Annotated in this window: 15 protein-coding genes and 3 tRNA genes; 13 read left to right on the top strand and 5 right to left on the bottom strand. The window is 67.5% G+C overall.

The annotated features are described in order from the left end of the window. The first annotated feature begins 9 nt into the window (after positions 1-9). Positions 10-3,759: a pilus assembly protein gene (locus ACYVAK_RS06575; RefSeq protein WP_461059179.1), complete on the top strand. Its 3,750-nt coding sequence runs from the start codon at positions 10-12 to the stop codon at positions 3,757-3,759. A 65-nt stretch (positions 3,760-3,824) separates the two neighbouring features. Continuing rightward, positions 3,825-4,244: a type IV pilin protein gene (locus ACYVAK_RS06580; protein ID WP_461059182.1), complete on the top strand. Its 420-nt coding sequence runs from the start codon at positions 3,825-3,827 to the stop codon at positions 4,242-4,244. A gap of 60 nt (positions 4,245-4,304) precedes the next feature. On the opposite strand, the gene ACYVAK_RS06585 is transcribed toward ACYVAK_RS06580, so the two are convergent. Both ACYVAK_RS06585 and ACYVAK_RS06590 read right to left on the bottom strand, forming a co-directional pair. Next, a tRNA-Asn gene (locus ACYVAK_RS06585) sits at positions 4,305-4,381 on the bottom strand. A 52-nt stretch (positions 4,382-4,433) separates the two neighbouring features. After that, a complete protein-coding gene (locus tag ACYVAK_RS06590; protein ID WP_461059184.1) occupies positions 4,434-4,967 on the bottom strand; it encodes a GspH/FimT family pseudopilin in 534 nt (177 codons plus the stop codon). A gap of 158 nt (positions 4,968-5,125) precedes the next feature. Here ACYVAK_RS06590 and uvrB point away from each other — a divergent pair, with 158 nt between their 5' ends. From uvrB to ACYVAK_RS06645, 11 genes are all read left to right on the top strand, one after another. Next, entirely contained in the window at positions 5,126-7,162 is a 2,037-nt protein-coding gene (gene uvrB, locus ACYVAK_RS06595) for an excinuclease ABC subunit UvrB (protein ID WP_461059186.1), read from the top strand. Between the two features lie 91 nt (positions 7,163-7,253). Beyond that, positions 7,254-7,328 (top strand) — tRNA-Val (locus ACYVAK_RS06600). 160 nt (positions 7,329-7,488) lie between these two features. Further along, positions 7,489-9,396: a threonine--tRNA ligase gene (gene thrS / locus ACYVAK_RS06605; protein ID WP_461059188.1), complete on the top strand. Its 1,908-nt coding sequence runs from the start codon at positions 7,489-7,491 to the stop codon at positions 9,394-9,396. 33 nt (positions 9,397-9,429) lie between these two features. Beyond that, positions 9,430-9,951, top strand: a complete 522-nt coding sequence (infC, locus tag ACYVAK_RS06610; RefSeq protein WP_461060502.1) for a translation initiation factor IF-3 — start codon at positions 9,430-9,432, stop codon at positions 9,949-9,951. 240 nt (positions 9,952-10,191) lie between these two features. Next, complete coding sequence (rpmI, locus tag ACYVAK_RS06615; RefSeq protein ID WP_002811096.1) at positions 10,192-10,389, top strand: 50S ribosomal protein L35; 198 nt, start codon at positions 10,192-10,194, stop codon at positions 10,387-10,389. 12 nt (positions 10,390-10,401) lie between these two features. After that, the gene (gene rplT / locus ACYVAK_RS06620; RefSeq protein ID WP_297866958.1) at positions 10,402-10,761 is read left to right on the top strand and encodes a 50S ribosomal protein L20; all 360 of its coding nucleotides are present in this window, start codon (positions 10,402-10,404) and stop codon (positions 10,759-10,761) included. A 145-nt stretch (positions 10,762-10,906) separates the two neighbouring features. Further along, the gene (pheS, locus tag ACYVAK_RS06625; RefSeq protein WP_461059191.1) at positions 10,907-11,902 is read left to right on the top strand and encodes a phenylalanine--tRNA ligase subunit alpha; all 996 of its coding nucleotides are present in this window, start codon (positions 10,907-10,909) and stop codon (positions 11,900-11,902) included. Further along, a complete protein-coding gene (gene pheT, locus ACYVAK_RS06630) occupies positions 11,899-14,280 on the top strand; it encodes a phenylalanine--tRNA ligase subunit beta (protein WP_461059193.1) in 2,382 nt (793 codons plus the stop codon). The genes pheS and pheT overlap by 4 nt, the downstream gene beginning before the upstream one ends. A gap of 14 nt (positions 14,281-14,294) precedes the next feature. Continuing rightward, positions 14,295-14,594 (top strand): integration host factor subunit alpha, encoded by a 300-nt coding sequence (locus ACYVAK_RS06635; protein ID WP_297866961.1) that lies wholly within the window; start codon positions 14,295-14,297, stop codon positions 14,592-14,594. Further along, positions 14,575-14,979, top strand: coding sequence for a MerR family transcriptional regulator (locus ACYVAK_RS06640; protein WP_461059195.1), 405 nt, complete (start codon positions 14,575-14,577; stop codon positions 14,977-14,979). Before ACYVAK_RS06635 ends, ACYVAK_RS06640 begins: the two co-directional genes overlap by 20 nt. Before the next feature lie 85 nt (positions 14,980-15,064). After that, a tRNA-Pro gene (locus ACYVAK_RS06645) sits at positions 15,065-15,141 on the top strand. Between the two features lie 84 nt (positions 15,142-15,225). On the opposite strand, the gene ACYVAK_RS06650 is transcribed toward ACYVAK_RS06645, so the two are convergent. The 3 genes from ACYVAK_RS06650 to ACYVAK_RS06660 form a co-directional block, all read right to left on the bottom strand. After that, positions 15,226-17,016, bottom strand: coding sequence for an acyl-CoA dehydrogenase C-terminal domain-containing protein (locus tag ACYVAK_RS06650; RefSeq protein WP_461059197.1), 1,791 nt, complete (start codon positions 17,014-17,016; stop codon positions 15,226-15,228). Between the two features lie 43 nt (positions 17,017-17,059). Beyond that, positions 17,060-17,479, bottom strand: a complete 420-nt coding sequence (locus ACYVAK_RS06655) for a hypothetical protein (RefSeq protein WP_461059199.1) — start codon at positions 17,477-17,479, stop codon at positions 17,060-17,062. Between the two features lie 105 nt (positions 17,480-17,584). Further along, positions 17,585-19,045 (bottom strand): DUF1501 domain-containing protein, encoded by a 1,461-nt coding sequence (locus tag ACYVAK_RS06660; RefSeq protein WP_461059201.1) that lies wholly within the window; start codon positions 19,043-19,045, stop codon positions 17,585-17,587. Positions 19,046-19,048: the final 3 nt, after the last annotated feature.

Raw genomic sequence — 19,048 nt, forward strand, 5'->3', positions numbered from 1 at the left:
GAGGACACCATGAGCACAAACCGCATCCCCCTGCTGATCGCCACGGCGCTGTTGACGCTGTCGGCCGGTTTCTCCACGCCTGTGAACGCCCAGGCGGCCGCCCTGCCGATCTCGCAGGAACCCCTGTACATCACAAACCGCATCAAGCCGGCCTTCATCATGGCCATCGATGACTCGGGCTCGATGCAGTGGGAGGCGTTGTTCCCGACGCAGGACGGCCGCGCGACTTGGAACGCCGTCCAGAATTCCTTCTACCACCCGACGGAATTGGCGCCGAACGGTCGGCCGCGGCCCTACCGCAACAACGAAACCGGCAACGGCAACGGGCAGAGCGACTTCCTTGAGCTGTTCCCGTTCACAGGCCGAGGGACGCCGCGCCAGACCTTCCCCCCGCTGCCGAACTTCGGCTTCGCCCGCTCCCACGAGTTCAATCCCGCGGCCTTCAACCCCTACAACATCTACGAGCCTTGGGCGCGGGCAGATCGGACGCTTTGGCCGAATGCCAACCGCGCGGCGGCTTTGGTCGATCCCCGGAATGCGGGTAGCGTCGCGTTCGACCTGACGGTCGATCGCCAACTCGACAACAACACCGAATGGTTGTTCGACTTCCGAGTTGGGATGCGTATCCCCGCAGGAACGGTCTACTCCCGCAATGCCGGCACCAACTGCAACTTCGGCGGCACCCAAATCGGTACGACCGGCTGGTGGACTGTCAACGCAGACACCGCGGTCGCGGCCAACTGCCGCTCCGGTGTGCGCTATTACCCGGCCACGTTCTACCTGACGTCGCCGACCTTTCCCGGGTATACGGCCACGCCTCTGGAGATCGTCAATCCGGCCGGCGGGCCGCCCAACACCACCCTGTACCGCTACGAGATCCGGCCCGGCAACATGACGGCGGACGCGTACGAGGCGGCGATCCAGAATTTCGCGAATTACTTCTCGTACTACCGCAACCGCAACCTCTCGATCATCGCGGCCATCACCAAGGCATTCGTCGATATCGACTTCATGCGCGTCGGCGCCTTCACGATCAACAACCGCAACAACGTGACCATGTACGACATGGGCGTGCAGGCGGATCGCAACGCGTTCTACACGCTGGTCACGGCGTTCAATGGCAACGGCGGCACGCCCAACCGGTTCGCCATCGACCACCTGGGCAACCAGTTCCGCCGCACGGGGACGGGTGCGCCGGTGCAGCTCGCCTGCCAGATGAATGCGGGCATGTTGTTCACCGACGGCTATTCGAACGGTGGCGAGGTCACGGTCGCCAACCTCGACGGCACCCTGGGTCCGCCGTTCGCCGACACGTTTGCGAACAAGAAGAGCGACATCGTCGCCCGGCATTACATGCAGAACATCCGGCCCGACCTGTCAGCCGGCTTGGTGCGCGTGCCGCCGGCGTGTGCCACCGCCAATCCGGATCCGCGCCTCGACTGCCGCACCGATCCGCACATGAACTTCTACGGCGTGACGCTGGGGGCGATCGGCACGGTGTACGGCGTCAACGCGGCCGCCACCGCCGATCCCTTTGCCAATCCGCCGGCCTGGCCCGACAACTGCGACGACTGCCTCCAGTCGGTCGATGAGCTCTGGCAGGCGACCCTGACGGGGCGCGGTCGTTACATCAACGCCTCGTCCCCGCAGGCCATTTCGGAGGCCATGAACGAGGTCGTGAACGCGGTTCTCGATTCGACCCAGCCGGTGGGCACTCCGCCCGTCGCTGGTGCCCGCATCGGCGCCGACTCCGCGACGTACCAGACTGGATTCCTGGTGCGCGACAACGCGCGCGATTGGGTCGGCAGCGTGGAGGCCTTCCGCATCAACGCCGACGGCTCGATCGGTGCCCAGTTGTGGAGTGCCGAATCGCAGCTCCCGGCCGCGAGCTCGCGCAACATCCTTGCCATGCGCACCCCCGGTCCGACCGCCACCCGGAACGTCGTGCCCTTCCTCGCAACGAACTTCGGCACCACGGAAGCCGATCGCGCGAGCGCGATCGGTGTGAGCCTGTCCTCGTTCGCTGCGAACTACACTGCCGGCTCGACGATGACCGACGCTTACAACTACCTGCGTGGCGACCAGTCCCGTGAGAAGTCAGCGACGGTGCCCTTGGGTTTCCGCGCGCGCTCAGGTCGTCTGGGGGACATCATCAACTCGGCCGCAGAGGTCGAGACGAGGCGCACCTTCTATTCCGCCTTCGACGCGCTGCCGGGTGCCGAGGGTGTCGCCTATCGGGCATACCGCGCGACGAAGCGCACATCGTTCACCAATTCGGTCTACGTCGGTGCCAATGCCGGCATGCTGCATGCCTTCAACGCCGACACCGGTGCCGAGCTCTTCTCGTACATCCCGAACGGGGCCATCGGCCAGATGGGCCTCCTGCTGGCCCGCAACTACCAGCACCGCTATTTCGTGGACGGGCAGATCAACGTCACCGATGCGGTGATCAATGGCAATTGGGGCACGGTGTTGCTCGGCAACATGGGGCGCGGTGGCCGCTCGGTCTTCGCGATCAACGTCACCGACCCCGCCTCCGTGGATGCCGGCAAGGTGATGTGGGAGCTCCCGACGAGTGACAATGACTTGGGGCTGGGCCTCGGTCGCGTCGAAGTGATGTATGGCGAGGACGGCGTCTGGTACGCGGTGTTCGCCAACGGGCTCAACAGCGCCAACGCCAACCCCGTGCTTTACCTCGTCAACCTCTCCACGGGCGTGGTCGCGCGCCGCATCACGGCCGAGGACGGTGGCAACCTCACCAACGGCCTGACCCGCATTGCCTTGGCCGACGTCAATAGCAACGGTCGCGTGGACGCCGTCTACGGCGGTGACTTCCAGGGCAACCTGTGGAAGTTCGACCTGTCGTCGACGTCGAACAGCAGTTGGGGCGTGGGCTTGGCGGGTAACCCTCTGGCTCGCGCGCGGGACATCAATGGTGACCCGCAGCCGATCACCGGCGGCATCACCGTGGCGCGGGGGCCCTCGGGTGGGGTCATGGTCAACTTCGGCACCGGCCGCTATCTCACCGATACCGACGCCGTGGCCGGCGGCACCCAGCAGCTGCAGTCCTTCTATGGCGTCTGGGACCGTGGCACGATCAGTGGCATTACCCGGGCGTCGCTGCGCCAGCAGCAGATCCTCACCCAGTTCGGCTCCGGTACTGATCTCGGCCGGACCCTGAGCAACAACCGGGTCGACTACACCACCCAGAACGGCTGGTACCTCGATCTCCGCGTGGGCAGCACGACGCCGAACGGCGAGCGCATGATCGGCGACCCGCGGGTCATCGGCCAGACCATCGTCTTCCCGACCTCCGAGCCCTCCGGCGACACGCAGTGTGCTCCCGGTCTCCGCAGCTGGGGCTACAAGCTGGACCTGTTCTCCGGGGGGCCCGTGCTCAACCTCATGGAGCGTCCGGGGGGCAGTCCGGTCTGTCCGACCACAGGTTGTGGTGGCCTGTTGGTGCAGGCCGGCGGTGCGCCGGTGACGGGAAGCTCCGTGGTGCAGCCGCAGCGACCCTGCCGTCGCGGCATCGACCCCGAATGCCCGCTGCTGAGCGAGCCGGATCCTGCGGCCTGTGGCAGCCCTAATCCGGACGATGCCACGTTCAATCCGGATTATGACAACTGCATGTGTGTACTGCGCGGCGATTGCGACCCCGCAGAGCTCCAGTGCTCGATCAGCAATCCCATAGGCATTAGGGATATGGGTGACTTGCCGCAGGTCTGCGGCCGCCAGTCGTGGCGACAGGTCCGCTGACGGCGCGCATCCACTACCATCGACGGGGGCGGCGCGGCCGCCCCCACAGAATCAACGAGGGCGTCATGAGCGTGCGCAAGGAAACCGGCTTCACCCTGATCGAACTGATGATCGTCGTGGCGGTCGTCGCCGTGCTCGCGGCCGTGGCCTATCCGTCCTACCAGACGCAGGTCCGCAAGGGGCGCATGGGTCAGGCGCAGGCCGACATGCTCGAACTCGCGCAGTTCATGGAGCGCTGCTTCGCCTCGAACAACACGTATGTCGGATGTGACCTGCCATTCACGACGTCGCCGAGGACGGGCACGGCCTACTACAACATCGCCCTGACGCATCCGGGCGCAACCCCGCGCACCAGCTTCCTGCTGACCGCCACACGCAATCCTGCCGGTGGCCAAGACCAACAGAGTTGCGGCACCCTCACGTTGAATCAAGCCGGCACCAAAACGTTCTCGGGCACGGGTGTGACTGCGGCACAGTGCTGGTGAGCGCCCGGTTCAACCACCCAGCAAAAAGCCCGCTTTCGCGGGCTTTTTGTTTGCTTCATTTGGCGCCCGAAGTTGGACTCGAACCAACGACCCCCTGATTAACAGTCAAGTGCTCTAACCGGCTGAGCTATTCGGGCAGGGCGCGTATTCTCGTTTCCCGGCGCGGGCGCGTCAAGCCCTGCCGACGCGTCAGCCCGAGCCGCAGGCTGGGGTGTCGCGCCTCGCGGCGGCGCTGCGCGTCCGGCCGCCGGTGTTGATCACCAGCAGGCGCAGGGCTTCCAGTGACTTGGCGCAGATGCGCAGGGTGGTGTTGCTGCCGGCAGAGCGCCCGTCCGGGCGGAAGCCGATGACCGGACGGTTCGCGCTGCCGACCATGTGCAGGCCGTGGAAGTCCTTTTCCTGCTGGACGCGGAGCACGGGCTCCCCGGGCGAGAGGTCGCGGTCGTAGTTGCGGTCCTCGAAGGTCATCGCGCCGGCGGACCAGGCGCCCCAGTCGAGGCAGCGGGCGAAATCCCGCGTGCGGCAGATGACGACCTGCCGGCGGCGAAACACGGCCTCGCTGCGGGCGAAGGCCAGCTCCGCTTGGAATCGGTCCGCGACCGTCCGGGCGGTGGTCCGTTCGATCACGCCCTGGAAGGCGGGTACCGCCAGCCCGGCGAGCACGCCGATCAAGGCGACGCCGATGAGCAGTTCGGGGAGGGTGAGGCCTTGCTGTGCGCGCATCGGGACGTCCTTGGGGGGCCGTTGGGGGGTGGGCCCCATGCTCAGACCGGGGCCGCCTCGCGGGCTGTCATCCGCGGACCCCGAGTGGCGTAGGAATTCCACGCGGCCTGCTCGCGCTCGGGACCTATACTGGCGTGTTGCCCCATTCGCCCCCACCGATGACCCAGCGCTTCAAGCTGCAGTCCGAGTACCGTCCCGCCGGCGACCAGCCGCAGGCCATCGAGCGCCTGACGGCGGGCTTCGAGGCGGGCGTCGCTGCGCAGACCCTCCTGGGTGTCACCGGGTCGGGCAAGACTTACACAATCGCGAACGTCGTCGAACGCATCCAGAAGCCCACCCTGGTGCTGGCGCCGAACAAGACGCTGGCGGCCCAGCTCTACGGCGAGTTCAAGTCGTTCTTCCCGGAGAACGCGGTCGAGTACTTCGTCAGCTACTACGACTACTACCAGCCGGAAGCCTACGTGCCGTCCACCGACACCTTCATCGAGAAGGACAGCGCGGTGAACGAGCACATCGAGCAGATGCGGCTGTCGGCGACGAAAGCCCTGCTCGAGCGTCGCGATGCGCTGATCGTCGCCTCGGTGTCGGCGATCTACGGCCTCGGCGACCCGAACGAGTACTTCCGGATGGTGCTGCACCTCGTGCGCGGCGACCGCATCGACCAGCGCGAGCTGATCCGCCGCCTCACCGAGATGCAGTACACGCGCAATGACATGGAGCTGCGGCGCGGCACTTACCGGGTGCGTGGCGAGACCATCGACGTGCATCCGGCCGAGGTCGAAGACGAGTGCCTGCGCATCGAGCTTTTCGATGGCGAGATCGAGCGCCTGTCGCTGTTCGATCCACTGACGGGTGCTGTGCAGCGCGACCTGCCGCGCTTCACGCTCTACCCGAAGTCGCATTACGTCACCACGCGGCGGACCATCCTCGACGCCATCGAGACCATCAAGCCCGAGCTGCAGGACCGGCTGCAGTGGTTCTATTCGCAGAACAAGCTCGTCGAAGCGCAGCGCCTGCAGCAGCGCACGCAGTTCGACCTCGAGATGCTCGCCGAGATCGGCTTCTGCAAGGGCATCGAGAACTACAGCCGGCACCTGACCGGCCACATGCCGGACGAGCCGCCGCCCTGCCTGTTCGACTACCTTCCGCCCGATGCGCTGCTCGTTGTCGACGAGTCGCACGTGACCATCCCGCAGATCGGCGGCATGTACAAGGGCGACCGGGCGCGCAAGGAAACGCTGGTGAACTTCGGCTTCCGCCTGCCGTCGGCGCTCGACAACCGCCCGCTGCGTTTCGAGGAGTGGGAGCGTCGCTCGCCGCGCTCGATCTACGTGTCGGCCACGCCCGGCAGCTACGAGTTGGAGAAGTCGGAAGGCGAGATCGTGGAACTGGTCGTCCGCCCCACGGGCCTGCTCGATCCCGAGGTCGAGGTGCGCCCGGTGGCCACGCAGGTCGACGACGTGCTGTCGGAGATCCGCGAGCGCGTGTCCTGGGGCGACCGCGTGCTGATCACCACGCTGACCAAGAAGATGGCCGAGAACCTCACCGACTACCTCGGCGAGCACGGCATCAAGGTGCGCTACCTGCACTCCGACGTGGAGACGGTCGAGCGCGTGGAGATCATCCGCGACCTGCGGCTGGGCACGTTCGACGTGCTGGTCGGCATCAACCTGCTGCGCGAGGGCCTCGACATGCCCGAGGTGTCGCTGGTGGCCATCCTCGACGCCGACAAGGAGGGCTTCCTCCGCGCGGAGCGCAGCCTCATCCAGACCATCGGACGCGCGGCGCGCAACCTTCGCGGCAAGGCGATCCTCTATGCCGACAAGATCACGCCGTCGATGCGCGCGGCCATGGACGAGACCGCACGTCGCCGCGAAAAGCAGGCCGAGTTCAACCGGGTCAACGGCATCGAGCCGAAATCGGTGCGCAAGGAGATCCGCGACATCATGGAAGGCGCGCGGGCCGAGGCCGATGCCCCCAAGGCGCGCGGGCGCGGCAAGGTCAGGGGTGCGGCGCCTGGGGCGATGGCGGTGGCCGAGGAGGCGGCGGGTTACCTCGATCCGGAGGTTGCCGCCAAGCGCATCGCGGAGCTCGAGTCGCGCATGTTCAAGCATGCGCAGGACCTCGAATTCGAACAGGCCGCCGAGGTGCGCGACCAGATCCACAAGCTGAAGGCGCGGATCATCGGCTCCTGAGCCCTCGCGCCGACCCGGCGTCCGCGGGCTTGCCCGGCCCCGCCGGTCCCGGTATAGTGCGCGACTCGGCGGAGCCCTCGGGTTCCTGCTCGGGCGGTTAGCTCAGCGGTAGAGCACTACCTTGACATGGTAGGGGTCACAGGTTCGAACCCTGTACCGCCCACCACAACATGTCGACCAGAGAGACGTAGTTCGAACGAACACGATCACCATGACGCGCAACGGAATCCATCGCTGAATCCCGCGCAGTCCCTCTGGATCCTTGAAAGGGCGCCTGTGCGCCCTTTTTTCTTTTCCGAATCCCCGAATTCCGAGCCCCACCGCCCATGATCGCCATCACGCTTCCCGACGGTTCGCAGCGCCAGTACGAGCCCGGCACCACGGTCGCCGACGTCGCCGCCAGCATCGGCGCGGGGCTTGCCAAGGCCACGCTGGCCGGAAAGGTCGACGGCCGGCTCGTCGATGCCAGCTTCCCGCTGCAGGCCGACGCCTCGCTGGAGATCGTCACCGAAAAGCATGCCGACGCCCTCGACGTGCTGCGCCACTCCACCGCCCACCTGCTGGCCCAGGCCGTGCAGCGCCTGTTCCCCGGTGCGCAGGTCACGATCGGCCCGGTCATCGACAACGGCTTCTACTACGACTTCGCGTACGAGCGGCCGTTCACCCCCGACGACCTGCCGAAGATCGAAGCCGAGATGGCGAAGATCGTTGCCGAGCAGTTGCCGGTGGCGCGCTCGGTGAAGTCGCGCGACGAGGCCGTGGCCTTCTTCAAGGGGATGGGCGAGCACTACAAGGCGGAGATCATCGAGTCGATCCCGGCCACCGAGGACCTGTCGCTGTACTCGCAGGGCGAGTTCACCGACCTCTGCCGCGGCCCGCACGTGCCGAACACCGGCAAGCTGCGCGCGTTCAAGCTGATGAAGGTCGCCGGCGCCTACTGGCGCGGTGATTCGAACAACCAGATGCTGAGCCGCATCTACGGCACGGCCTGGCTGAACGACAAGGACCTGAAGGCCTACCTGACCCAGCTCGAGGAAGCCGAGAAGCGCGACCACCGCAAGATCGGCAAGGCGCAGAGCCTGTTCCACGTGCAGGAGGAGGGCCCGGGCCTGGTCTTCTGGCACCCGAAGGGCTGGCGCCTGTGGCAGGTCGTCGAGCAGTACATGCGCCGCGTCTACCGCGATTCCGGTTACCAGGAAGTGCGCTGCCCGCAGGTGCTCGACGTGTCGCTGTGGAAGAAGTCCGGCCACTGGGACAACTACCAGAACAACATGTTCTTCACCGAGTCGGAGAAGCGCACCTACGCGCTGAAGCCGATGAACTGCCCGGGCCACGTCCAGGTCTTCAACCAGGGCCTGCACAGCTACCGCGACCTGCCGATCCGCTACGGCGAGTTCGGCGCCTGCCACCGCAACGAGCCCTCGGGCGCGCTGCACGGGATCATGCGCGTGCGCGGCTTCACGCAGGACGACGGGCACATCTTCTGCACCGAGGACCAGATCGAGGCCGAGGTGACCGCGTTCCACCAGCAGGCCATGAAGGTCTATTCGGACTTCGGCTTCAGCGAGATCGCCATGAAGATCGCGCTGCGCCCCGAATCCCGCCTCGGCGACGACGCGACCTGGGACAAGGCCGAGAACGCCCTCCGCGCCGCGCTGCGGGCCGCCGGGGTCGAGTGGGAGGAGCTGCCGGGCGAGGGCGCCTTCTACGGCCCGAAGATCGAGTACCACATGCGCGACTCGATCGGCCGCGGCTGGCAGGTCGGCACCATGCAGGTCGATTTCATGATGCCGCAGCGCCTCGGCGCCGAGTACGTGGACGAGCACAGCGCTCGCCGCCACCCGGTCATGCTGCACCGGGCCATCGTCGGCTCGATGGAACGCTTCATCGGCATCCTGATCGAGAACCATGCCGGCGCGTTCCCCGCCTGGCTGGCCCCGATCCAGGCCGTGGTGATGAATATCACCGATGCCCAGGCCGACTACGTGGCCGGCGTCAGGAAAACCCTTATGAATCAAGGCTTCCGGGTCGAATCCGATTTGCGGAACGAAAAGATCGGCTATAAGATCCGCGAGCACACGCTGCAGAAGGTCCCGTACTTGCTGGTCGTTGGCGACCGCGAGAAGGAAACCGGGACCGTCGCCGTGCGTACCCGCGAGGGCGTCGACCTCGGGTCGATGCCGGTCGAGGCGTTCGCGGCGAAGCTCGCAGCAGAGAACGGTCCCGTCGCCTGAGCGGCGGGTTGAAGCACCCCTGGAGACTGCCCCATCAGTACTGAAAAACCCAATCGCAAGAACCTCGAGATCCGCGTCCCGCGCGTGCGCGTGATCGGTGCGGACGGCGAGAACGTCGGTGTCCTGTCGCGCGATGAAGCGCTGCGCATGGCCGAAGACGCCGGCCTCGACCTCGTCGAGATCCAGCCGAACGTCGATCCGCCCGTGTGCCGGATCATGGATTTCGGCAAGTTCCGCTTCGAGATGCAGAAGAAGGCCTCGGCGGCCAAGAAGAAGCAGAAGCAGGTCGAGATCAAGGAACTCAAGTTCCGCCCGACCACCGACGTCGGCGACTACGACGTCAAGCTGCGCAACATCCGCCGCTTCCTCGAGGAAGGCGACAAGGTCAAGATCAACATCCGCTTCCGCGGTCGCGAGATGAGCCACCAGGAGCTCGGCATCGCGATGGCGGCCAAGATCGAGGCCGACCTGGCCGACGAGATCATCGTCGAGTCGCGCCCGCGCCTCGAGGGCCGCCAGATGGTGATGATGCTGGCGCCGAAGAAGAAGGCCTGAGGCCCGTCCTCCGGTCGAGGGGCGCCGGCCGGGCCGGATGCCCGGACGCAGGCTGAACCCCGGAACGCCCGCCTTGCCATGGCGGGCGTTTCTGTTTCATAATTCATGGTTCCCGCATTGCGGGAGAGGATCCCCGGAGCCCCGCGCTGAGCGAGGCCCGGTTACCGCCGGTTCGGGCAGGAAGGAAAGCACGGTTCACGCCGTCGCCCGGCCAGTAAAAGCACTCCGAAAGGACCCGTTATGCCCAAGATCAAGACCAACCGGGCTGCCGCCAAGCGTTTCCGCAAGACGGCCTCCGGCAAGTACAAGTGCGGCCACGCCAACCGTAGCCACATCCTCACCAAGAAGGCGACCAAGCGGAAGCGCAACCTGCGGCAGACGAACCATGTTCGTGCCGAGGACGCGGGCCGTCTGGACCGCATGCTGCCGTACCTCTGAGGAGACTGACCCATGGCACGAGTCAAGCGTGGTGTCACGGCGCGCCGCCGTCACAAGAAAGTCATTGCCGCTGCGAAGGGCTACTACAACGCCCGCCGCAAGGTCTTCCGCGTCGCCAAGCAGGCCGTCACCAAGGCCCAGCAGTACGCGTACATCGGCCGTAAGCGCAAGAAGCGCGATTTCCGTTCGCTGTGGATCGTCCGCATCAATGCGGCGGCCCGCCTGAACGGCTTGAGCTACTCCCGCCTGATGAACGGCCTCAAGAAGGCCAACGTCACGCTGGACCGCAAGGCCCTGGCCGACCTGGCCATCCACGACGCCGCCGCGTTTACCGCGGTTGCCGAGCAGGCCAAGCGCGCTCTCGCGGCGTAAAGCGGACACTGCATCGGCGGCGCTTCGGCGTGGCCTGATGCGGCAAGCGAACGCGAAAGGGAAGGGCGCAAGTCCTTCCCTTTTGTTTTTTCCGGGCCGGGATTCGTGATTCGGCCCTCGACATCCATCGACAGGTCCGCTTCGCATGAGCGACGTGCAAACCCTCACCACCACCGCGCTGGCCGACATCGCCGCCGCCACGACGCTGGAGGCGCTCGAAGCGCTTCGCGTCGCGCTGCTCGGCAAGTCGGGCAGCATCACCGCGCAGTTGAAGTCCCTGGGCACCCTGCCGCCGGACGAGCGCAAGGCCGTCGGTGAAGGCATCAACAAGGCGCGCGATGCCATTGGCGAGGCGCTTGCCGCCCGCAAGGCCGTGCTGGAGCAGGCGGCGCTCGACGCACGCCTTGCCTCCGAGCGCATCGACGTGACGCTGCCGGGCCGCGATGGGGAAATGGGCGTCGTGCATCCGGTGTCGCGCACCATCGAACGCCTCACCGGCATCCTGCGCGGCCTCGGCTACGACCTCGCCGACGGCCCCGAGATCGAGGACGACTGGCACAACTTCGAGGCGTTGAACTTCCCGCCGCACCACCCGGCGCGCGCCATGCACGACACCTTCTACTTCGGCGACGGCCGCCTGCTGCGCACGCACACCTCGCCGGTGCAGGTGCGCGCGATGAAGGGCCAGACGCCGCCGCTGCGCGTGATCGCCGCCGGCAAGGTCTACCGCAGCGACAGCGACCAGACGCATACCCCGATGTTCCACCAGATCGAGGGTTTCGTCGTCGGCGAGAACGTCAGCTTCGCCGAGCTGAAGGGCACGCTGAAGGCGCTGGTGCGCGCGTTCTTCGAGCGCGACTTCGAGATGCGCTTCCGGCCGAGCTACTTCCCGTTCACCGAGCCCTCGGCCGAGGTCGACATCGCCTGGCAGCAGCCGGACGGCAGCACGCGCTGGCTGGAGGTGCTGGGCTGCGGCATGGTGCATCCGAACGTGCTGCGCAGCTGCGGCATCGACCCCGAGAAATACACCGGCTTTGCGTTCGGCCTCGGCGTCGAGCGCTTTGCCATGCTGCGCTACGGCGTCAACGACCTGCGCAGCTTCTTCGACAACGACGTCCGCTTCCTGGGGCAGTTCGCATGAAGTTCAACGAAAGCTGGCTGCGCGAGCACGTGGCCGTCGAGGCCGACCGCGACGCGCTGTGCGCGGCCCTCACCGCCATCGGCCTGGAAGTGGAAGGCGTCGAGCCGATCGGCGGCGAGCTGCCGGGCGTCATCGTCGCGGAGATCGTCGAGGCCGTCCGCCATCCGGAAGCCGACCGCCTGCAGGTGTGCAAGGTCGCGATCGGTGGCGGCGAACACGTGCAGATCGTCTGCGGCGCGCCGAATGCGCGCGCGGGCCTGAAGGCGCCGCTCGCGACCGTCGGTGCGTCGCTGCCGGGTGGCCTGAGCATCAAGGCGGCGAAGCTCCGTGGCGTCGAGAGCTTCGGCATGCTGTGCTCGGCCAAGGAGCTGGGCATCGACCCGGACGCCTCGGGCCTGCTGGAACTGCCGGCCGATGCGCCGGTGGGCACGGCGCTGAGCGCCTACCTCGGCCTGCCGGACGCGCGCATCGAGCTGAAGCTCACGCCGAACCGCGCCGACTGCTTCTCGATCCGCGGCATCGCCTTCGACGTGGCCGCCGCGCTCGGCGCGCAGGTGCGTCCGTTCGACGCCGCGCCGGTCGCCGCGACCGTGACGGCCACGCTGCCGGTCGAACTCCATGCGGGCGCCGACGCGCCGCGCTACTGCGGTCGTGTGATCGAAGGCCTGAACCCGAACGCGACCTCGCCGTCGTGGCTCACCGAAAAGCTGAAGCGCTGCGGCCTTCGCCCGATCAGCCCGCTGGTCGACATCACCAACCTCGTGATGCTCGAACTCGGCCAGCCGATGCATGCCTTCGATGCCGACACGCTGAAGGGCCCGGTCGGCGTACGCCACGGCCGTGCCGGCGAGTCGCTGAAGCTGCTGGACGAGCGCGAAGCGGCGATCGACGCCGGCTTCCTCGTCATCACCGACGCCGACCGGCCGGTGGCGCTGGCGGGCGTGATGGGCGGTTTCGACACCCGCGTGACCGACGCGACGACGCGTGTCTTCCTCGAGTCCGCGCATTTTGCGCCCTCGGCGATCATCGGTCGGGCCCGCAAGCTCGGCTTGCACACCGATGCCTCGCACCGCTTCGAGCGCGGCGTCGATCCGGAACTGCCGCGCGTGGCGCTGGAGTACGCGACCAAGCTCGTGCTTGAGATCCTCGGCGGCGCGGCCGGCCCGGTGGTCGAGGCGGTCCGTGAGGCCGAGCTGCCGCAGCGCGCCCCGGTGACGCTGCGGCGTGAGCGCCTCGCCCGCGTGCTCGGTCAACGCATCGATGACGCCGAGGTGGCGCGCATCTTCGTGGCGCTGGGCATGGGCGTCGAGGCGACGGCCGACGGCTGGCGGATCACGCCGCCGGCGCGGCGCTTCGACATCGCCATCGAGGAGGACCTCGTCGAGGAAGTGGCGCGCATCCACGGCTACGACGCCGTGCCCGCCGCGCTGCCGGCCGGCGAGATCCCGCTGGCCGACCACACCGAGACGCGCGCGCCGGACGCCTTCCTACGCCGCCAGCTCGCCGCCCGGGGCTTCCACGAGGCGATCAACTTCGCCTTCGTCGACGCCGCGCTGCTGCAGCGCTGGGGTCTCGAGGCGGGCGCCGTCGCCCTGCTGAACCCGCTCGCCTCCGACCTCGGCACGATGCGTACCGGCCTGCTGCCGGGCCTCGTCGAGGCGATCCGCCGCAACCTCGCCCGCCAGCAGACGCGCGTGCGCCTGTGCGAGATCGGGCGCGTCTTCCACGCCCCGGCTTCGGCCGGCGCCGCGCCGGTCGAAACCCGCCGCATCGCTTTCGCCGCCACTGGCAGCGCCAAGGCCGAGCAGTGGGGCGTGGCCTCGCGCGGGGTCGACTTCTACGACCTCAAGGGCGACCTCGAAGCCCTCGCTGGTCCGGCTGCGGCCGCGCTGGCCTTCGCGCCGGCGGCGGGCGTGCCCTGGCTGCACCCGGGCCGCAGCGCCGCGGTGACGCTGGGCGGCGAGCCCCTCGGGTTCGTGGGCCACCTGCACCCGGCCCTGGCCAAGGCGCTGGACTTCGACGGCGAGGTGGTCGTGGCCGAGCTGGACCTCGCTCGCCTCGAGGCCCGGGCCGTGCCGAAGGCTGGCGAGCTGTCGCGATTCCCCTCGGTGCGGCGTGACCTGGCCGTGGTGGTGGCCGAGGATCGGCCTTGGGCCGACCTGGAGGCCAGCCTCCGCGGGGCCTTGGGCGGCCTGCTGCGGGAAGTGAAGGTGTTCGACCGCTATGCCGGCAAGGGCCTCGAAACGGGGGTCAAAAGCCTCGCTATGGGATTGATTCTGCAGGATGTTTCCCGCACTCTGACCGACTCGGACGTCGATCAGGCGGTCCAGGCCGCCTTGGCGGCCTTGGAGCGCGACTGCGGCGCCCGTCTGCGATGACCTGAGGGGGCGACGTGGCATTGACCAAGGCCGAAATGGCGGAGCGGCTGTTCGAGGACGTTGGCCTCAACAAGCGCGAGGCCAAGGAGTTCGTCGACGCGTTCTTCGACGTGCTCCGGCTGTCGCTCGAACAGGGCAAGCAGGTGAAGCTCTCCGGATTCGGCAATTTCGACTTGCGCCGCAAAAACGAGCGGCCGGGTCGCAACCCGAAGACCGGCGAGGAAATCCCGATCCTGGCGCGGACCGTCGTGACCTTCCGCCCGGGCCAGAAGCTGAAGGAGCGCGTGGACGCCTATGCTGGACCCGGGAAGTAACCGCGAGCTGCCGCCGATCCCGGCGAAGCGCTATTTCACCATCGGTGAAGTGGCGGAGCTGTGCGACGTCAAGCCGCACGTGCTGCGCTACTGGGAAACCGAATTCCCGACCCTGAAGCCGGTGAAGCGCCGCGGCAACCGCCGCTACTACCAGCGCGCCGACGTTCTGGTGATCCGCCAGATCCGTGGCCTGCTGTACGAAGAGGGCTACACCATCGGCGGTGCGCGCCTGCGCATCGACACCGAGAAGCAGGCGCCGGCCGGTGGCGCGAAGGCCAAGGCGGCCAGCGCAGTGTCCGTGTCGGCGTCAGCCGGGGTCGACGTGGCCGTCCTCCGCGAAGTGCGCGAAGAGCTGGAATCGGTGCTCGCGCTGCTGCGATCCTGAGCCTGTGTCCGAAGGTCATCGACCCCGGCGATGGCAGCCGCTATACTGCGCGGCCTCGCTGCTTGGCAGTGAATGATTTTCCGGTCGGGGCGTAGCGCAGCCTGGTAGCGCATTTGCCTGGGGGGCAAAGGGTCGTGGGTTCGAATCCCGCCGTCCCGACCAATTCGATGCAACGAAAAACCCGCCGAGAGGCGGGTTTTTTGCTGGCGCTGGAACCGGAGGGCCGAAGCCCCCCGGCCCGACGGATCAGCTGTCGAACAGCGCGGCGTCCAGTGCGAGCAGCGAGTCCGGGCCCGCTTCGATGCCGGCCTTGTGCAAGCGGGTGCGCGGCAGCAGGCGCTGGAAGTAGAAGCGGGCCGTCTCGCGCTTCGCCGTCTTGAAGTCCGCCGGGTAGTCGCCGGCTTCGGCGACGGCCACGCTCTTCGCCCACCAGTAGGCGAGGGCGACGTAGCCCGAGTAGAACAGGTAGTCGACCGAGGCCGCGCCGATCTCTTCCGGATTACCGGCGGCTTTGCGGCCCACCGCCATCGTCGTGTCGGCGTACTCCTTGGCGAGCGTGGCCAGCGGGCCGATGAACTCGGCGACCGCGGGGTTGCCAATGTTCTGTTCGCAGAACTGCTGGATCATGCCGAGGAACTGCTTCAGGCCCACGCCCTGCTGCTGCATCACCTTGCGGCCGAGCAGGTCGAGCGCCTGGATCTGCGTGGTGCCTTCGTAGATCGTCGTGATGCGTGCATCGCGGGCGAGTTGCTCCATGCCCCACTCGGCGACATAGCCGTGGCCGCCGAAGCACTGCAGGCTGTTGTAGGTGCACTCGACCGACCACTCGGTGAGGCAGGCCTTCACGATCGGCGTGAGGAAGCTCAGCAGGTCGTCGGCCTGCTTGCGTTCCGTTTCATCGCTGCTGCGCTCCATGATGTCGACCAGGGTCGCCGCGTGGTAGGACAGCAGGCGACCGCCCTCGGCCAGTGCCTTGCTGGTGAGCAGCATGCGGCGGATGTCGGCGTGGACGATGATCGGGTCGGCCGGCTTCGCGGGTTCTTTCGCGCCGGAGAGCGCGCGCATCTGCAGGCGGTCGCGGCTGTAGCGCAGGGCGTTCTGGAAAGCGCGATCAATCAGGCCCAAGCCCTGGATGCCGACGGCGAGGCGCGCGGTGTTCATCATGGTGAACATCGCCGAGAGGCCCTTGTTCGGCTGGCCGATGAGGTAGCCCTCGGCCCCGTCGAAGTTCATGACGCAGGTGACCGAGCCGTGGATGCCCATCTTGTGTTCGATGGAGCCGCAGCGCACGGCGTTGCGCTCGCCGACCGTGCCGTCGCGCGCGACCTTCATCTTCGGGACGATGAACAGCGAGATGCCCTTGGTGCCGGCCGGTGCGTCCGGCAGGCGCGCGAGCACGAGGTGCACGATGTTGTCGGTGAAATCGTGCTCGCCGCCGGTAATGAAGATCTTGGTGCCGGTGACGGCGTACTTGCCGTCGGCAATGGGCTCGGCGCGGGTCTTCAGCAGGCCCAGGTCGGAACCGCAGTGCGGCTCGGTGAGGCACATGGTGCCGGTCCAGCGGCCTTCGACGATCGCCTTCAGGAAGACCTCCTGCTGCCACGGCTCGCCGTGGTGCTTGAGGGCTTCGGTAGCGCCGTGCGAGAGCAGCGGGTAGTTGCCCCAGCTCAGGTTGGCGGCGTCGATCATCTCCTTCATCAGGACGCCGAAGCTCTCCGGCAGGTCCATGCCGCCGAGTTCGGCGCGCGCGGTGATGCCGGCCCAGCCGCCTTCGACGAACTGCGCATAGGCCTCCTTGAAGCCGCTCGGCGTCTTCACCGCGCCGGTGGCTTTGTCATGCGTGCAGCCTTCGCGGTCGCCGACGCTGTTGAGCGGCGCCAGCACGGTCTCGTTGAACTTCGCGGCTTCCTCGAGTGCGGCATCCATGACGTCGCGCTGGGCGGCCTCGATGCCGAGCTTCGCGTAGAGCGCTTCGGCCTGGATCACGTCGAACAGCGCGAAGCTCATGTCGCGCACGGGGGCTTTGTAAGTGTTCATGTGGAGAAAGTGGCTCGCGTAAATGGAATGGGAAGCGTCGGCGTCAACGCAGCACGCCGTCGAGGCCGGGGGCCCGGCTCAGCGCGCTGCTGTAATCGATGGGATAGGCACGTCCCGTGGGCTCCACGGTGATCGTGCCGCGGATGCGGTAGCGGAGCGCCGTGCCGTTGGCCAGTGCGGACCGAGCCCGCTGGCTTCCGGTCTCGTCGATCGTCGTTGCGATGGTGAGGACCTCGGCGGCCTGCGGCAGCACCGTCGTGGACGTCGTGCCTTCCAGCTTGGCGACGTCGTCGCCGGCGAACTCGAGCGTGAGCGAATAGGACTGCACTTCGCTGGGGACGGTGCTGAAGCTCTGGACGCGAAGCAGCACTTCGGTGCGACCGTCCACGAGGCGGATTTCCTGCACCCGTGCCTCCGGAGGGAATACGCGCTTCACCGGTCCGCTCACGCAGGCGGACAGCACGGAAGCGATTAGGGCCAGCAGGGCGACTCGAAACACGGACGACTCCGGACGAAGCGACTCACCCGGAGCATACCAGTGCGTATGGCTGGGGATGTCGGCCCGGCATCAACCCTTGCCGGCGCCGCGGCCACGCGTGAAGTTCACGTCGTTGAGCAGCGCATTGGTGCTCGCGAGCATCGGCAGGTAGTCGGCGCCGGTGCCGAAATTGCGGATGTTGGGGAAAATCTCGTTGACGTCGGACAGCGACAGGCCGAACCAGCGCGCCATGGTGCTGCCGACCTGTTCGACCGGCGTGGTCGGGATCATCCGCCCGCGCCCGACGTCCAGCGACGAGCCCAGCGCATAGTCGGGCATGGTGCCGTAGATGCGTCGACCGACGACGTCGCCGCCGAGAATCCAGCTGTGGCCGCCCCAGCCGTGGTCGGTGCCGTCGCCGTTGTTGTTCAGGGTGCGGCCGAAATCGCTCATGGTGAACGTGGTGACGTCCTTGGCGATGCCGAGTTCCACTGTGGCGTTGTAGAAGGCAGCGAGGCCCTGGCTGACCTGGGTGAGCAGGCCGGGGTGGGCCGTCGGTTGGCCGTCGTGCGTGTCCCAGCCACCGATCCCAACGAAGAAGATCTGCCGGCGCTGGCCCAGCGCGCCACGCGCGGCGATGGTTCGGGCCACGGTGCGCATCGTGTCGCCGAACCGGCCGGTCGGGAATGTCGTGGCCAGGGTCGGCCCGTTGTTGATCGCGTTGAACACCGACTCGCTGAAGTCGATGGCGCGGCGGTTCATCCGCCCGTGCTCGCGGACGAAGGCCGAACCGTCCCGCTGCGCCGCGTCCAGCAACTGGTTGAAGGCGGTGCGTCGGGCGACGTTGCGCGCGTCGGTGGCGGTGCGGAGGCTGCTGTCGATGCGCGCCGGACCGGAGCTGCCGAGCGTATACATGCCGGTTTCCGAGCCGGCCAGCCAGGCATTGGCCCCGGACATCGTCAGGCCGATGGGCAGTCCGATCGTCGAGCCGAAGCCCGCCGACTGCAGGCGGTCGGCCAGACGGCCACCCCAGCCTGCCTTCGCCGCGGTCTCGCTGCCCATCGACATCGAGTAGGCCTGCTGATCGACGTGCGAAAACAGCTCCGGAGGCAGCGGCACGCGACGGTTCTGGTAGTCCGCCTTCGTGGTCGGCGCCACCAGCGGTCCCATGTTGCCGATCAGGCCTGCACGCCCGCTTTCGAACAGGGCGCGGAGTTCGGCCATCGCCGGGTGGAGGCCCCAGTCCACGCCGCCGCCGCCCGCATTGGGCGTGATGGCGAGGAGGTTGGCCTGCGGGACCGCCAAGGCGGGCCGAGCAGCACTGTAGGTCGCGTACGCCGTGCTGCTGCGCGGCACCACCATGTTGAAGCTGTCGTTGCCGCCGAACAGGTAGACGCAGACCAGCGCCTTGTACTTGTCGGCCGTCCTCGTGGCAGCGTGCACCATCTGCAGCTGGCCCATGGTCGCCATGGCGGCGGCGCTGCCCAGGGCGATGCGGGTGGCGCCCGCCAGGAAACGGCGGCGGTCGTTCGCCTTGTCGATGCGGTCCATGGG

The organism is Silanimonas algicola (assembly GCF_054777375.1).

What these genes read in the sequence shown, in the direction of transcription:
- ACYVAK_RS06575 (WP_461059179.1), top strand. Translation starts at nt 10, where the DNA reads ATGAGCACAAACCGCATCCCCCTGCTGATCGCCACGGCGCTGTTGACG.
- ACYVAK_RS06580 (WP_461059182.1), top strand. Translation starts at nt 3,825, where the DNA reads ATGAGCGTGCGCAAGGAAACCGGCTTCACCCTGATCGAACTGATGATC.
- ACYVAK_RS06590 (WP_461059184.1), bottom strand. Translation starts at nt 4,967, where the DNA reads ATGCGCGCACAGCAAGGCCTCACCCTCCCCGAACTGCTCATCGGCGTC.
- uvrB (WP_461059186.1), top strand. Translation starts at nt 5,126, where the DNA reads ATGACCCAGCGCTTCAAGCTGCAGTCCGAGTACCGTCCCGCCGGCGAC.
- thrS (WP_461059188.1), top strand. Translation starts at nt 7,489, where the DNA reads ATGATCGCCATCACGCTTCCCGACGGTTCGCAGCGCCAGTACGAGCCC.
- rpmI (WP_002811096.1), top strand. Translation starts at nt 10,192, where the DNA reads ATGCCCAAGATCAAGACCAACCGGGCTGCCGCCAAGCGTTTCCGCAAG.
- rplT (WP_297866958.1), top strand. Translation starts at nt 10,402, where the DNA reads ATGGCACGAGTCAAGCGTGGTGTCACGGCGCGCCGCCGTCACAAGAAA.
- pheS (WP_461059191.1), top strand. Translation starts at nt 10,907, where the DNA reads ATGAGCGACGTGCAAACCCTCACCACCACCGCGCTGGCCGACATCGCC.
- pheT (WP_461059193.1), top strand. Translation starts at nt 11,899, where the DNA reads ATGAAGTTCAACGAAAGCTGGCTGCGCGAGCACGTGGCCGTCGAGGCC.
- ACYVAK_RS06640 (WP_461059195.1), top strand. Translation starts at nt 14,575, where the DNA reads ATGCTGGACCCGGGAAGTAACCGCGAGCTGCCGCCGATCCCGGCGAAG.
- ACYVAK_RS06650 (WP_461059197.1), bottom strand. Translation starts at nt 17,016, where the DNA reads ATGAACACTTACAAAGCCCCCGTGCGCGACATGAGCTTCGCGCTGTTC.
- ACYVAK_RS06660 (WP_461059201.1), bottom strand. Translation starts at nt 19,045, where the DNA reads ATGGACCGCATCGACAAGGCGAACGACCGCCGCCGTTTCCTGGCGGGC.